This is a genomic window from Nocardia sp. NPDC050799 (assembly GCF_040654015.1).
Lineage (GTDB): Bacteria > Actinomycetota > Actinomycetes > Mycobacteriales > Mycobacteriaceae > Nocardia.
Window position 1 is genome coordinate 59,213 of the sequence record NZ_JBFAHF010000025.1, and the last position, 13,943, is coordinate 73,155.

14 protein-coding genes are annotated in these 13,943 nt (G+C 69.3%); 9 read left to right on the forward strand and 5 right to left on the reverse strand.

The features are described 5' to 3' along the window. Nucleotides 1-7 precede the first annotated feature (7 nt). Nucleotides 8-250, forward strand: a complete 243-nt coding sequence (locus AB0H42_RS24030; RefSeq protein WP_357059425.1) for a phosphopantetheine-binding protein — start codon at nucleotides 8-10, stop codon at nucleotides 248-250. A gap of 47 nt (nucleotides 251-297) precedes the next feature. Here the strand turns inward: AB0H42_RS24030 and AB0H42_RS24035 are convergent, their stop codons facing one another. Then, entirely contained in the window at nucleotides 298-1,950 is a 1,653-nt protein-coding gene (locus AB0H42_RS24035) for an AMP-binding protein (RefSeq protein ID WP_357059427.1), read from the reverse strand. An 86-nt stretch (nucleotides 1,951-2,036) separates the two neighbouring features. Between AB0H42_RS24035 and AB0H42_RS24040 the strand changes: the two genes are divergently transcribed. From AB0H42_RS24040 to AB0H42_RS24055, 4 genes are all read left to right on the forward strand, one after another. Beyond that, nucleotides 2,037-2,843 carry an SDR family oxidoreductase gene (locus AB0H42_RS24040; protein ID WP_357059430.1) on the forward strand — a complete coding sequence of 269 codons (807 nt, stop codon included), beginning with the start codon at nucleotides 2,037-2,039 and terminating at the stop codon, nucleotides 2,841-2,843. Between the two features lie 9 nt (nucleotides 2,844-2,852). Next, nucleotides 2,853-4,001: a chorismate-binding protein gene (locus tag AB0H42_RS24045; protein WP_357059433.1), complete on the forward strand. Its 1,149-nt coding sequence runs from the start codon at nucleotides 2,853-2,855 to the stop codon at nucleotides 3,999-4,001. Between the two features lie 79 nt (nucleotides 4,002-4,080). After that, nucleotides 4,081-4,737, forward strand: a complete 657-nt coding sequence (locus tag AB0H42_RS24050) for an isochorismatase family protein (protein ID WP_357059436.1) — start codon at nucleotides 4,081-4,083, stop codon at nucleotides 4,735-4,737. Between the two features lie 277 nt (nucleotides 4,738-5,014). Further along, nucleotides 5,015-5,809, forward strand: a complete 795-nt coding sequence (locus tag AB0H42_RS24055; protein WP_357059438.1) for an acyl-CoA thioesterase domain-containing protein — start codon at nucleotides 5,015-5,017, stop codon at nucleotides 5,807-5,809. A 22-nt stretch (nucleotides 5,810-5,831) separates the two neighbouring features. Here AB0H42_RS24055 and AB0H42_RS24060 read toward each other — a convergent pair whose 3' ends face one another. Continuing rightward, entirely contained in the window at nucleotides 5,832-6,299 is a 468-nt protein-coding gene (locus AB0H42_RS24060) for a MarR family transcriptional regulator (protein WP_357059440.1), read from the reverse strand. Between the two features lie 141 nt (nucleotides 6,300-6,440). Then, a complete protein-coding gene (locus tag AB0H42_RS24065; protein WP_357059443.1) occupies nucleotides 6,441-7,454 on the reverse strand; it encodes an NAD-dependent epimerase/dehydratase family protein in 1,014 nt (337 codons plus the stop codon). Between the two features lie 342 nt (nucleotides 7,455-7,796). Here AB0H42_RS24065 and AB0H42_RS24070 point away from each other — a divergent pair, with 342 nt between their 5' ends. After that, nucleotides 7,797-9,527, forward strand: a complete 1,731-nt coding sequence (locus tag AB0H42_RS24070) for a BCCT family transporter (protein WP_357059446.1) — start codon at nucleotides 7,797-7,799, stop codon at nucleotides 9,525-9,527. A gap of 38 nt (nucleotides 9,528-9,565) precedes the next feature. Here the strand turns inward: AB0H42_RS24070 and AB0H42_RS24075 are convergent, their stop codons facing one another. Then, nucleotides 9,566-9,805 carry a DUF6374 family protein gene (locus AB0H42_RS24075; protein WP_357059449.1) on the reverse strand — a complete coding sequence of 80 codons (240 nt, stop codon included), beginning with the start codon at nucleotides 9,803-9,805 and terminating at the stop codon, nucleotides 9,566-9,568. 310 nt (nucleotides 9,806-10,115) lie between these two features. Here AB0H42_RS24075 and AB0H42_RS24080 point away from each other — a divergent pair, with 310 nt between their 5' ends. Continuing rightward, nucleotides 10,116-10,760, forward strand: a complete 645-nt coding sequence (locus AB0H42_RS24080) for a helix-turn-helix domain-containing protein (RefSeq protein WP_357059452.1) — start codon at nucleotides 10,116-10,118, stop codon at nucleotides 10,758-10,760. Between the two features lie 20 nt (nucleotides 10,761-10,780). Then, the gene (locus AB0H42_RS24085) at nucleotides 10,781-11,428 is read left to right on the forward strand and encodes an enoyl-CoA hydratase/isomerase family protein (protein ID WP_357059455.1); all 648 of its coding nucleotides are present in this window, start codon (nucleotides 10,781-10,783) and stop codon (nucleotides 11,426-11,428) included. 92 nt (nucleotides 11,429-11,520) lie between these two features. Here the strand turns inward: AB0H42_RS24085 and AB0H42_RS24090 are convergent, their stop codons facing one another. After that, nucleotides 11,521-12,159, reverse strand: a complete 639-nt coding sequence (locus AB0H42_RS24090; protein ID WP_357059458.1) for a TetR/AcrR family transcriptional regulator — start codon at nucleotides 12,157-12,159, stop codon at nucleotides 11,521-11,523. A 154-nt stretch (nucleotides 12,160-12,313) separates the two neighbouring features. Here AB0H42_RS24090 and abc-f point away from each other — a divergent pair, with 154 nt between their 5' ends. Then, nucleotides 12,314-13,921 (forward strand): ribosomal protection-like ABC-F family protein, encoded by a 1,608-nt coding sequence (gene abc-f / locus AB0H42_RS24095; RefSeq protein ID WP_357059460.1) that lies wholly within the window; start codon nucleotides 12,314-12,316, stop codon nucleotides 13,919-13,921. The last annotated feature ends 22 nt before the right edge of the window (nucleotides 13,922-13,943 follow it).

Here is a 13,943-nt window from a genome sequence, read left to right on the forward strand (position 1 = left end):
GACAGAGATGACGAACGAGCCGACCGCGGTGGCCGACCGCGACCACTTCATCCGCGATGTGGCCGATCTGCTGGGCGTGGCGCCGGAGGAACTGTCCACCGACACCAATCTGCTCGACGCCGGACTGGATTCGGTGCGCATCATGCAGCTGGTGGAGAAGTGGCGGTCGGAGGGACACGAGACCGTCGACCCGTTGATGCTGGCCGGTGACCCCGTTCTGGAGTCCTGGCTGGCGGTGCTGTGCCCGTGACCGGGCACCGCGGACCGCGCGCCCGGCGCGGTCCGCGGCACCGGGGGTCACGCGGTGCGGTGCCCCTCGGCGAGCAGTCGGCGCAGATCGCGGCGGCTGGTCTTGCCCACTCCCGTCTCGGGGAATTCGGCGACGGTGACCACCGCGTCCGGCATCTTCCAGGCCGCGATACCGCGTTCCCGGACGAAGGTGCGCACCGTGGTCAGTGTCGGCGGGGTCCGCGGGTCCAGCGGCTGGACGAACGCGCAGATCCGCTGACCGAGTACGGGGTCCGGAGTGCCGACGATCACCGCGTCCCGGATTCCGGGATGTTCCAGCAGATGGGCCTCGAGCTCTTCGGCCGACACCTTCTCGCCGCCGCGGTTCACCCAGTCGCCCGCCCGACCCTTCACGACCAGGTTCCCGTCCGGCCGCAGGGCGACGATATCGCCGGTGCGGTACCAGCCGTCCGCGGTGAAGCTGCGGGCGTTGGCCTCGGGATTGTCGTAGTAGCCGCGGATCGTGTACGGACCCTGGGTCAGCAGATTTCCGTCGGCACCCGGCGCCACGTCCACGTCCGCGTCATCGACCACCCTGATCCGGTCGTATTCCGACATCGGCCGGCCCTGGGTGCCGACCACCACGTCGATCGGATCGTCGAGCCGGGTGTAGCAGACCAGGCCCTCGGCCATGCCGAACACCTGCTGCAGGGTGACACCCAGCGCGGGACCGACCCGGCGGGCCAGTTCGTCCGGGCAGCGGGCGCCGCCCACCTGGATCACCTGCAGGGTGGACAGATCGGGGAGTTGGCCGCCCTTCTCGGCCCGTTCGACCCAGAGCCGCGCCAGCGGCGGCACCAGGCCGGTGATGGTGACACCGAATCGCTCGATCGCCGCGAACGCCGTCGACGGGGTCGGGTCGGGTGTCATGGCCACCGTGCCCCCCGCGTAGAGCGCACCGAGGATGCCCGGGGAACTCATCGGGAAATTGTGCGCGATCGGCAGTGTCGCCAGATAGACGGTATCGGGGCCCAGTTCGGTGATCTCGGCACTGCGCCGCACGCTGTACAGGTAGTCGTCGTGGGTGCGGGGGATGAGCTTCGGGATCCCGGTGCTACCGCCGGACAGCTGCAGGAACGCGACGTCGCCGGCGTCCGGCTCGGTGAGGTCGCCGGGCTCGTCCCGGTAGTCGGCGAGGTCCGCGGCATCCTCGGCGAAATCGTGCGCGGGGTCGTCGGTGACCAGCAGGACATGCCGCAGGGTCTCGACCTCGCGCCGGACCGTATCGGCCAGTGCGGCATGGTCGAATCGCTGATGCCGGTCGCAGGTGACCATCGCGACGGCCCCGCTCACCGTGGCGATGGGGATCAGTTCGGCCGCCCGGTGCGCGGGCAGACAGAACACCGGCAGTGCGCCCAGATGGAACAGCGCGAAGATCACTTCGACGAATTCGGCGCGGTTGGGCAGCTGGACGAGCACGCGGTCCCGCGGGCGGATGCCCAGCCGGGCGAATCCGGTGGCCAGCGACCGGGACCGGTGCTCCAGTTCGGCATAGGTCCAGCGGTTCGCCGCGTCCACGACCGCGATCGCCTCCGGGCTCGCGGTAGCACGAGCTGTCAGCAGAGATCCGAATGTCTCGCCCGTCCAGAGCTTTTCAGCTCGGTAATGGTCGATCTGGTCCGGCGGCCACGGTGTGAAACCGGGGAGGGCGGGCGATGACATGGAGCACCTCTTTCCGATCAGCGATCTTGTTACACGTCACACCGGAATGCTAGCCTTACGGTGTAACTTCAGGTTAGGCTAACCTAATGGGCACGAAGCAATGGGGCGAAGGGGTCATCGTCACCGGAGCCGCAGGGGGAATCGGTGCGGCGATCGCCGCCGAACTCGCCGGCGATTCCGCGAATATCGCACTGTGGGACCGGGATGCCCGGGTACACGAGATCGCGGCCCGGCTCGGGCGCCAGCACGAGGGCACCGGCGTGACCTCGGCCGAAGTCGATATCAGTGACGCGGCAGCGGTCGCCGAAGCATTCGACAAAGAGCTCGCCGAACGCGGCACACCCCGGGTGGTCGTCCACGCCGCCGGCGCGATGATCGGCGGCTCCGCCCTGGACACCTCCCCGGAGGAATGGCAGCGCTGTGTGGCCGTCAACGCGGGCGGCGCCGTGTACGTGGCCCAGCGCGCCGCCCGCGAAATGGTCGCGGCCGGAACCGGTTCCATCGTGGTCGTCTCCTCCAACTCCGCCACTGTCCCGCGGGTGAACCTCGCCGCCTACGGCGCCGCGAAGGCCGCGGCCACGGCGTTCACCCGCTCGCTCGCGCTCCAGGTGGCGCCGCACGGGGTGCGGGTCAACCTGGTCTCCCCGGGTTCCACCGATACCCCGATGCTGCGCGGAATGTACGCGGACTCCGACGAGAACGGTCTCGGCGAGGCCGGACGGGGCAGCCTCCTCGACGGCGACCCCGAGAACTACCGGCTGGGCATCCCGTTGCGGCGGATCGCCGATCCCGCCGATATCGCCGCCGCCGTCCGCTTCCTGGTTTCCGATGCCGCGCGCCACATCACCATGCACGACCTGCGGGTCGACGGCGGCGCAACGCTGGATATGTGACACGAGAGGATGATCATCATCGACGTCGAGAACCCCGCGTATTCAGCGGATCCCGCCTTTGTCCTGTCCCGGCCGCAGCGCACCGTGACCGCGTCTGCCGGCGGGCGTGTCTTCCACAGCCCCGCCGAGGCCGTCGCGCAATTGCGGGCGCACCGGGTCTCCCATATCGTCGGCGCGCTGCCGTTCACCCCCGGTGCGCCGGCCGCACTGTGGGCTCCCGACACCATTTCGGTGACCGACGGCCCCCGGACCGCCCGGCCGGTCACCGCACCCGATATCACGGTCACCGAACACCTTCCGGAGCCGGAGGAGCATCTGCGCCGGGTGGGCGCCGCGGTGCGGCTGCTGGCCGATCCCGCCCAGCCGCTGCGCAAGGTCGTCCTCGCCCGGGCGCTGCGGGCCCGGGCCGACCAGACCGTGCGCGCCGCCGACCTGCTGGATCTCCTGGTCTCCACCGACCCCGCCGGTAACGGTTACCTGGTGGACCTGTCCGCGGCCGGTGGTCTGTTCACCGGCCGTCACCTGGTGGGTTCCAGTCCGGAGATCCTGGTGCGGCGGATCGGTGCCGAGGTCACCAGCCATCCGCTCGCGGGTTCGGCGCGGCGGGTGCCGGAGAACGCGCTGGCCGATCGGATCGCCGCCGAGACATTGCTCGGTTCGGCGAAGGATCAGCATGAGCACGGCTTCGTGGTGGACCATGTGGCCGGGGTGCTGCGCGACCGGTGCACCGATGTGCGCACGCCCGCCCGCCCCGATCTCACCGAGACACCGGCCATGTGGCATCTCGGCACCACCATCGGCGCGACCGTCCCGGTGGCCGGACCGTCGGCGCTGGAACTGGCCGTCGCACTGCATCCGACCCCGGCGATCTGCGGTACACCCACCGCGGCGGCCGCCCGGCTGATCGCCGAACTCGAAGGTGAACGCGGTTTCTACGCCGGCGCGGTGGGCTGGTGCGACGCCGAGGGCAACGGGGAATGGATGGTCAGCATCCGCTGTGCCGAACTCGCCGCCGACAACCGGACCCTGGTGGCCTACGCCGGTGGCGGCATCGTCGCGGAATCCGATCCCGAGGACGAACTGGCCGAAACCACCGGGAAATTGCAGCGGGTCCTCGGACCGCTGGGCGTGGCCGGCCGCCCGGCGGCGGTGCCCTGACCTACCACCTTCCCCCGTTGCGCCCGGGCCCGCGGCCTTCCAGAAGGTCGCGGGCCACAAGAAATGAGGAGTTCTGGACATGGCCATGCAGCCGATCGCACCCTATGCGATGCCGCCGTTGGACGACGAGATCACCAACAGAGTGGCCTGGAGACTCGATCCCGACCGTGCCGCCCTGCTGATCCACGACATGCAGAACTACTTCGTCACGGCCTATCAGCTCGATCGCGACCCTGCCCGGACGATGATCGACAATATCGCCCGGCTCCGCGATCGGTGCCACGAGCTGGGCATACCGGTGATCTACAGTATGCAGCCGGGCGATCAGCATCCCGACCGGCGCGGCCTGCTCGCCGATTTCTGGGGCACCGGTATGTCGGACGGCCCGGATACCGAGGTCATCGCCGCACTGACACCCCACGAGCAGGACATCCAGGTCACCAAATGGCGCTATTCGGCGTTCCAGCGCACGGATCTGCGTCAACTGCTCGGCTACCGTAACCGGGACCAGCTCGTGGTCACCGGCGTGTACGCCCATATGGGCTGCATGCTCAGTGCGGCCGAGGCGTTCATGAACGATATCCACGCGTTCCTGGCGCACGACGCGGTGGCCGACTTCAGTCGTGAAGAACACTTGATCGCCTCCAAGTACACCGCCCGCCGCTGCGGCATGGTGCTCGGTACCGACGAGATGCTGAGCCAGTTGCAGCCCTCGGTGGTGGCTTCGGGGGCCTGACCCGAACCGGCGCGCCCGGCGCCGCCGGCCGGTGTGGCCGGGTGGCGGCCGGGCGTTCAGTATGTCCGGCCCAGTTCCCCGCAGCGGCGCCAGGATTCGCGCTCGGCCGCGAAAGCGGCCGACTGCCGCTGGGACGGCGATCCGGCCGAGGTCCGGGAGGCGGCGGGAGTTCTCGCTCGGGAGCTACCGGTGTGAATCGCCAGGGCCGGGCCCTTCACGCGACCGTAAACTAGAACGTGTTGTAATTCTGGGACAGGGGTCCGCGTGAGAGGAGCCGATGGGCGTGTTCGCGTTTTTCGCCAGGGAGGGTGAGCAGTACCTGCCCACCCCTATAGCCATGTCCAGCTGGAGCCCGACCCAGGTGGGTGGGCCGGCGATCTGCGGGCTGCTGGCGCGGGAGCTGGAAACGCGATCCCCGGGCCAGGAGTTCGTCCCCGCCCGGGTGACCGTGGATCTGTTCCGCCCGGTGGGCGACGAGCCGGCCGCGCTGCGCAGCGTGGTGGTCCGGGAAGGTAAACGCATCTGTGTCGCCGACGCCGAACTGCTACAGCGCGGGGAGGTGCGGTCGCGGGCGACCGTGGTCTACCTGCGCACCGGCGAGGTGCCCGGCGGCGACCTGTGGCAGCCGCCGCACGATTTCCCGGTGCCCGAAGCCCCCGACACCTCGGAGGCGGGCGCGTACCCGCTGTTCAAGAGCGGTGACGGCGCCTGGACCCGCGATTTCGCGGCCACGCAGAACGCCGAACGCAAGGCCATCTGGCAGAACATGCTGCCGGTGGTCGCGGGTGAGCCGGTGACGCCGTTGCAGCGCGCGGGGATGGCCGGGGATGCCGCGAGCCTCATGTGCAATTGGGGCACCGAAGGGGTCGGCTATATCAACTCGGACGTCACACTGACGCTTGCCCGGGTGCCGTCCGGCCCGGGTATCGGAGTGCTGGCGCAGGATCAGGTCGCCTATGCGGGCGTTGCGGTCGGCACCACCACTCTCTACGACCGGAGTGGCCCGCTGGGGACGGCCGTGGTGACCGCGTTGTCCAATGTGCGCCGCCAGGTCGATATGCGGCGCTACTGATACCGGTGGCGGCCCGTCGCGTCTAGGACCGCGGCTCGGTGCGGGAGGGCCGCGGCCAGGGCCGCGCCTCCCGGGCCTCGAGGTCGGTGTTGAATCGTTCCAGGTAGGCGGCGAAAGTCTGTACGTCCTCGCTGCTCCAGCCGCGCAGGAGCCGGTCGAGGGCGTTGATGTTGTAGTCGCGGTCGGCCAGGACCCGGCGCTCGCCCTCGTCGGTGATCCGGAACTTGCGTGCCAGGCCGCCCTCGGGATCGGGAATACGCTTCACGAGGCCGGCTTTCAGCATGGCCGCGGTCTGTCGGTGCACGGTGGAGGTGTCCAGGCCGAAGGCCTCACTGAGTTCGCCGATGGACATGGGTCCCTCGATCCGCAACCGGCGCAGCACCAGATAGGCACTGCGCTCGAGGTGGTCCGGGCGGCGCAGATGGGCATTGAGGCTGTGCCGGCCCAGGAGCATGGTCTCGAATTCGATCAGATGCGTGGGTTTGTCCATGGCGGGTGTCCTGCTCGTACTCGGATGCCGTGGCGGCGCGGCGGGCGTCCCGTCAGTCGTTATACCACGCGGCCGGGAGTGTATTGCATCCTACACATTGTATGTAGAGTGCAACTTGGGTCCGCTGTGCACCGGCCGCCGTCAGTCGCCGGCCACGGCCCGCCGGGACCGGCGTTCGACGAAGAACCGCGCGCCCCGGGCCACCGCGTCCAGCACCGGTTCGGGTTTCCAGCCGAGTTCCCGTTCGGCCTTGCCGTGGTCGAGCCGGGACATGACGTGCATCAGGTTCACCGAGGTCACCGTGAACCGGCTGTCCCGGCCGCGTACCCGGGCCACGGCCGAGGCGATACCGGCGGCGGGGTACAGCAGGGGCAGCGGGACGGCCGCCCGGGGCGGCTCCCGGCCGGCCGCGTGGGCGGCGGCGGTGAGCAGTTCGGTATTGGTGAGGAAACGGTCGGAGACGATATAGCGTTCGCCGGGTCGTCCGGCCGTGCCCGCCAGGATCAGGGCCCGGGCCGCGTCCTCGATCCCCACCGATTCCGACCCGCTGCCGGCGAAGCGGAACGGGAGTCTGCCGAGCGCGGCGGCGGCCACGAATGAGCCGTGCGGTGTCGGTTGCCAGTCGCCGGGGCCGTAGGTGTTCGCGACGCACATCGCCACCGCGGGCAGTCCGCGTTCGGTCGCGTAGCGCAACACCAGATTTTCCGCCTCGACCCGGGAGCGCACGTACGGACCGCCGAGGTGTGGCCAGTCGAACGCGACGGTCTCGTCGGCGACGCCGCCCGGCCGGCGTCCGATGGTGGCGGCGGAACTGGTGAAGACGAACCGCCGCGGTCCGGTGGCGCAGGCGGCGTCGAGGACATGGCGCAGGCCGGCGATATTGGTCCGGAACAGAGGTTCGGGATCGCGTAGCCAGGCCCGGGTGTCCACCGCGCAGTGATAGATCTCGTCGCAGTCGCGCATGGCCGTGCGCACAGCGTGATCGTCGAACAGGTCACCGTAGTGGATCTCCACCGGCAGATCCGCGAGGGCGCGGAGATCGCTGGTACGGCGTACCAGGACGCGGACGGGGGCTCCGGTCGCCGCCAGTTGGCGGGTCAGGTGCGAGCCGAGGAATCCCGAGGCTCCCACCACCAGTTTCGCCGGGTCCGCCATACCGGTGCGCCTCCTGATCGGTTCGTCGGTCCGGGTATGAGTGTCGCGGGGGCGGGCAATTTCTGTACAGGAAACCGGTCGAAAGTCCGTACTGGAGTTTGGACAGATGTCCGGATCGCCGATCCGGGACTTCCAGGCCGTATCCGGCGGCCTGAAGGGAGGGCGCGCTGCCCGCTGTTCACGTGTTCGACGCAGCGTTCGAATCGGGGGCGAGTACGGTTTTTTTCGGAGCATCCGGTTCGGTGGCGTGGTCGCGGTGCGCGGAAGGGCCGGGTAACGGCTGGTCCGCGTGATCCCGCGACCTCGGTGCCGGACGCACGTGCGATCTGAAAGGACTCGTCCATGGCGATCGACACCGGCGGGAAATCCGCGACGCGTCACAGCGGCGTGCCGGGCTCGAGCAGATACAGACCGGTGGACCGCGGCCTCGACTGGCTGGTCTTCGGCATCACCTCGGTCGGAGCCGTGGCCTTCGTACTCTGGGGGATCTTCGACCAGGACAGTTTGGCCGGCTTCGCGTCGCACGCCCAGTCCTGGGTGATCACCAATACCGGCTGGCTGTTCGTCCTGGTGGCCACCTCCTTCGTGGTCTACGTGATCTGGCTGGCGCTGAGCCGCTACGGCAAGATCCCGCTCGGCGCCGATGACGAACAACCGGAGTTCCGAACGGTCTCCTGGATCGCCATGATGTTCAGTGCCGGTATGGGGATCGGCCTCATGTTCTGGGGTGTTGCCGAGCCGCTGACGCATTTCACCGCCCCGCCGCCGGGCACCGCCGCGGCGGGCAGCCCGCAGGCCGCCGAGGTCGCGATGGCGACCACGCTGTTCCACTGGACGTTGCACCCGTGGGCCATCTACGCCGTCGCCGGTCTGGCCATCGCCTACGGCACGTTCCGGCGCGGCCGGTCGCAGCTGTTCTCGTCGGTGTTCCGGCCTCTGCTCGGCCGGCGCGCCGAGGGCCTGGGCGGTAAGGCGATCGATGTGATGGCCATCTTCGCCACCCTCTTCGGTTCGGCGGCCTCGCTCGGCCTGGGCGCGTTGCAGATCGGGGCCGGGTTCGAGTTCAACGGCTGGGTGGACGCCGTCGGCAAGGTCGGCCTGGTGGCAGTGATCACCGGGCTCACCGTCGCGTTCGTCCTGTCCGCGGTCTCCGGCGTCGCCCGCGGTATCCAGTGGCTGTCGAATATCAACATGGTGCTCGCGGTGATCCTCGCGGCTTTCGTATTCATTGCCGGGCCCACCCTGTTCGTGCTGAATTTCCTGCCCACCGCGGTCGGCGACTACATCGCCGAGCTATCGACCATGGCCTCGCGTACCGGAATAGCCGGCGGCGAGGAAATGGAGGCGTGGCTGTCGAGCTGGACCATCTTCTACTGGGCGTGGTGGATCTCCTGGACCCCCTTCGTCGGGATGTTCATCGCGCGGATCAGCCGGGGCCGCACCATCCGGCAGTTCGTGGCGGGTGTCCTGTTGGTGCCCAGCCTGGTGAGCCTGGTCTGGTTCGCGATCTTCGGCGGCGCGGCCATCCGCCAGCAGACCGATACCCACGACCTCACCGAGGCCGACGGCAGCGTGAACCCCGATTTCGCGCTCTTCCACCTGCTCGGGGAGTATCCGCTGACCTCGGTCACCACCGTGCTGGTGATGATCCTGGTGGGTATCTTCTTCGTCTCCGGCGCGGACGCCGCCTCGATCGTCATGGGCACCCTGTCGGAGCGGGGCAGTATCGAACCGTCCCGGCTCACCGTGATCTTCTGGGGTACCGCCACCGGTGCGGTCGCCGCGATCATGCTGGTGATCGCCGATTCGAGCGATCTCAGTGGCGCGTTGACCGGTTTGCAGGCACTCACCACCGTGGTGTCGCTGCCGTTCATGGTGGTGATGGTGCTGATGTGCGTCTCGCTCTACCGCGATGTCCGCAGCGATCCGCTCATCGTGCGGGCGAATCTGGGCGTCGAACTGGTGGAGGGCGCGGTGCTGCAGGGCGTGGCCAAGCACGAGGGCGAGTTCGAACTCGTTACCTCGCCCATCGAGGTCGTGGACGGGGAGCCGGTGGTGGAGGGCGACCGGTGACCCGATAGCGCCGGTCCGCGCCGCGGCGCGGACCGGGTTCAGCGCAGGTGCCCGCGGAAGTCCAGGCAGGCCCGGCCGGGCACCGCCGGGCGGTGGGCGCGGGGTGCGCTGTTCTGGGTCGCCTCGATGTAGATGCTCAGGCCGGTGTTGAGCTTGCCGGCCAGGGCCTCGAGCTGATCGGGGGAGAGGGACTCGCCGAAAGCCGCCGCGGCGAGAAGTCGTTCCCGTACCTGTTCGAGGTTGAGCCGGGCGAACGGGATGGGGGCGAGTTCGGGCATGCGGGTAACCGTACCGGAGTTCGAACATATTTTCGATAGGTGCGAATCGTCGTGCCTCGCACCTGGTCCACGGCGGGTTGCGCTCGGCGGAGAAGCGGTCGTGGAGCGGCGGTGGTGGATGTTCACCCCGAGGTGTACGACAGGGGTGCATGGGTCAGTCCCTCGCCTGATTTCAGAGCGATAGATCTGAAATTCGAGAATTCGGCGCGGCTGCTGTTCGGGTGATGCTCTGATCACCCCTTATGAACTGTACCTATACTTCCGCTCATGCCCTTGGAATTTAGAGCAGTTGCTCTGCTATTGTTCGTTCATGGCCCGGCACCGCACACATGACCTGGATCGGCTGATGGATGCCGCCGAGCGGATCGCCGCGGAATCCGGCTCCGACGCGGTCACCGTTCGCGCGCTCTCGCAGGCCACTTCGGTGTCCAATGGAGCGATCTATCACGCGTTCGGATCACGAGCGGGACTGATGACCCAGGTCTGGCTGCGCGCCGCGCGGTGCTTCCTGGCGCTGCAGCGCGACGCCGTCGACAACGCCCTGGCAGCGAGCCCGGCACCGCGGAATGCCATCGAAGCCGTCGTGGCCGCGGCCGACGCTCCCGCGGAATATCTGATCCGGCACCCCATCTCCGGACGGTTCCTGCTGACCGTGAATCGCGCGGAAATCCTCGACCGGGGAGAAATTCCGGTCGAGGCGGCCATTCAGTCGGACGCCCTCGACAAGGCCCTCACCACACTGTTCATCCGGCTCTCCCGCAGTGTGTGGAATCGCGCCGACCACGAGTCGGTCGCCGTCATCCGTGACTGCGTGGTGGAACTACCCACCGCGCTACTGCTGCGCGGTCGGCGCGCGCCCGAGCCGGCCGTGCGCGAACGCCTCGCCGCGGCGGTGCGGGCGGTATTGACCCTCACTCCGCCGGAGCCGGCGCAACCCGGCGATCCGATCGCCTGAGCGAAATGAAAGGCATCACGATGACCACACGATTGTCCTACCGGGACAAAATCGCCGTGCTCGACCTCGGCGACGGCGAGAATCGGTTCTCACCCGCCTGGCTCGACGGCCTCGAGGCTCACCTCGACGAGGTCGAGGCCCACGCGCAGGGGCTGGTGACCATCGGGGCCGGCAAGTTCTACTCCAACGGCCTGGACCTGGATTTCCTGCTGGCCAACGGTGACCGGGTGGAGTGGTACGTGAATCGGGTGCAGGACCTGTTCGCCCGCATCCTGACCTTCCCGATGCCGACCGTGGCCGCGGTAAACGGTCACAGCTTCGGTGCCGGGGCGATGCTGGCCATCGCGCACGACTACCGCGTCATGCGCGAAGACCGTGGCTACTACTGTTTTCCCGAGGTCGACATCAACACCCCGTTCACGCCCGGGATGGCCGCGCTGATCCAGGCGAAACTCGGCCCGCAGGCGGCGATCACCGCAATGACCACCGGCCACCGCTTCGGCGGCCCGCAGGCACTGGTCGCCGGACTCGTCGACGGCATCGCCGCCGAGGGCCGGGTACTCGACAGCGCCGTCGAACGCCTGAGCGGTCTGCTCGGCAAGAACCCCGACACGGTCCGGGCCATCAAAACCACCATGTTCGCCTCGGTCGTGGTAGCCCTGCGATGACACCCCGCCCGTAGCGTTGGTCCGATCGTCCACCGGCAGGTCTCACCGCGGCCGGTGCCGGAAGTGAACGCACTGTCATCGGCATGAGCGCCTCAGTCGCGGCTCGCAGGCCCCGGCCCGGTGAACGCGCCGCCGCGCGCGGCCAGTGCCGCGGCTGTCGCCGCACGGTCGGGGAGTTGCGGGTCGGGTGGGGTGCGTAGCAGCGTCAGCTGGTGGTAGACCGGCGCGGTGGCCGCGATCAGTACGGCGCGGGCGTCGACACCGGGAGCCAGTTCGCCGCGGCGCACGGCGCGTTCGACGACGATCTCGGACTGGGCGTATCGGTTCTCCCACAACTGCCGCAGAGCGCGGGCGGCTTCCTCGGAACGGAACGAGACCGCGATCAGGGCGGCCGCGATCGACGGTTCCTCGGTGAGCGAGTCCTGGACCTCCTGGTTGAGCGCGGCCAGGTCCCCCTGGAGGGAGCCGGTGTCGCGGGGGTGCCAATCGATATCGGCGGCCGCGGCGAAGACGTCGGTGATCAGGCCGCCGACGTCGCGCCAGCGGCGGTAGACGGTGGTGCGGTGGACGCCCGCGCGGGCGGCGACGGTGTCCACGGTGAGTGCGTCGTAGCCGTGCTCGGTCAGTTCCGCGTGCACGGCTTCCAGGACCTGAGCGCGGATACGCGCGGTGCGGCCGCCCGGTCGCGGCGCCGGGCGCGGAGCTTTGCCCGCGCGGGGTGGAGAAGTCATCTCGATCATCCGGTTGCTCTGAGGTGCGGGTTGTGGCACCATGCTAATGCAACAGTCGTCGCAATAGTGAGGTCGTCGATGCTCATTCGAAGCGTTCACCCCGTCCTGCGGTCCCGTGGGGCCGCGTCGTACTCGAATGCTTCGGAGAGTGTCCATGCCCACGCAGATCACCGCGCTCGCGGTCACCAAGTCCTTCCACGGCCGGCGCGTTCTCGATGAGGTGACGTGTGCGCTCGCCGCGGGCGAGCGCACCGGCATCATCGGCGAGAACGGATCCGGTAAGTCCACCCTGCTGCGCCTGCTCGCCGGCCGGGAGCGGCCCGACGCCGGCGAGATCGTCGTCCAGGCCGACGGCGGTATCGGTTATCTCGCCCAGGACGAGCAGCTACCGCCGGAGACGACCGTCCAGCAGGTCATCGACCGGGCCCTGAGCGAGCTGCGCGCGATCGAGGGCCGGATGCGTGCCCTGGAGGCCGCCATGGCGGCCGGGGACGAGTCCGGATTCGCCGAATACGGCGAACTGACGACCGTATTCGAACTGCGCGGCGGGTACGACGCCGATGCCCGGGTGGAGCGTGCCCTGCACGGTCTCGGCCTGGGTCTGGTCGCCCGCGACCGTGCAGTCGGCGGGCTATCCGGCGGCGAACAGGTCCGGCTGCGGCTGGCGGCGGTACTGGCGGCCGGGTCGGAGGTACTGCTGCTCGACGAGCCCACCAATCACCTCGACGACGACGCTCTGACCTGGTTGGAGGACCATCTGCGTACCCGTCGCGGCACCACGGTGACGGTCTCCCACGACCGGGTCTTCCTCGAACGGGTCGCGACCTCCCTGCTGGAGGTCGACGCGGACCGGCGGCGCGTGGTCCGATACGGCAACGGCTACGCGGGCTTCCGCGCCGAGAAGGCCGCGGCGCGGCAGCGGTGGGTCCAGGCCCACGAACAATGGCAGACCGATATCGAGCGGCTGCGGGAAACCGCCGCCACCACGGCCCGCCGGGTCGCCCCGGGCCGGGCGATGAAGGACAACAACAAGATGGCCTACGACCGGGCGGGCGGCCGGGTACAACAGTCGCTGGCCGGGCGGGTCCGTAATGCCGAGGAACGATTGCGCCGCCTGCTGGCCGACCCGGTGCCGCCGCCCCCGCCGCCGTTGCGCTTCACCCCCGCGCTGCAATCCGGCGGCACGCGCGGCACCGTGCTCGACGCCACCGGAATCACGGTCGCCGACCGGCTGGACCCGACGAGCCTCACCCTCGCCACCGGGGACCGCCTGCTCATCACCGGCCCGAACGGCGCGGGCAAGTCCACGCTGTTGCGGGTGCTGGCCGGGGTCCTCGCCCCGGACGGCGGCACTGTCGTCCGCCGCGGCCGGGTCGGCTATCTCGCGCAGGAACCGCCGCCCGCCGAGCCGGGGGAGACACTACTGGCCGCCTTCGCCCGTGGCCGCGCCGGTGACCTCGACGGGCACGCCGAACGCCTCATGGCCCTGGGCCTGTTCGGTCGCGCACAGCTGACGACCCGTGTCGCGGAGCTGTCCACCGGGCAGCGGCAGCGGCTGGCCCTGGCGCGGCTGGTCGTGCAACCGTTCGACGTGCTGCTGCTCGACGAGCCCACCAATCACCTGTCCCCCGGGCTGGTGGAGGAAATGGAAACCGCGCTGGCCGATTACCGGGGCGCGCTGGTGATCGTCAGCCACGACCGCCGGCTGCGCGCGCGCTGGCACGGTGACCGGCTCGCGTTGCGGGCGACGGTATCCGTCTGACCCTCGCCGAAACCGGCACACC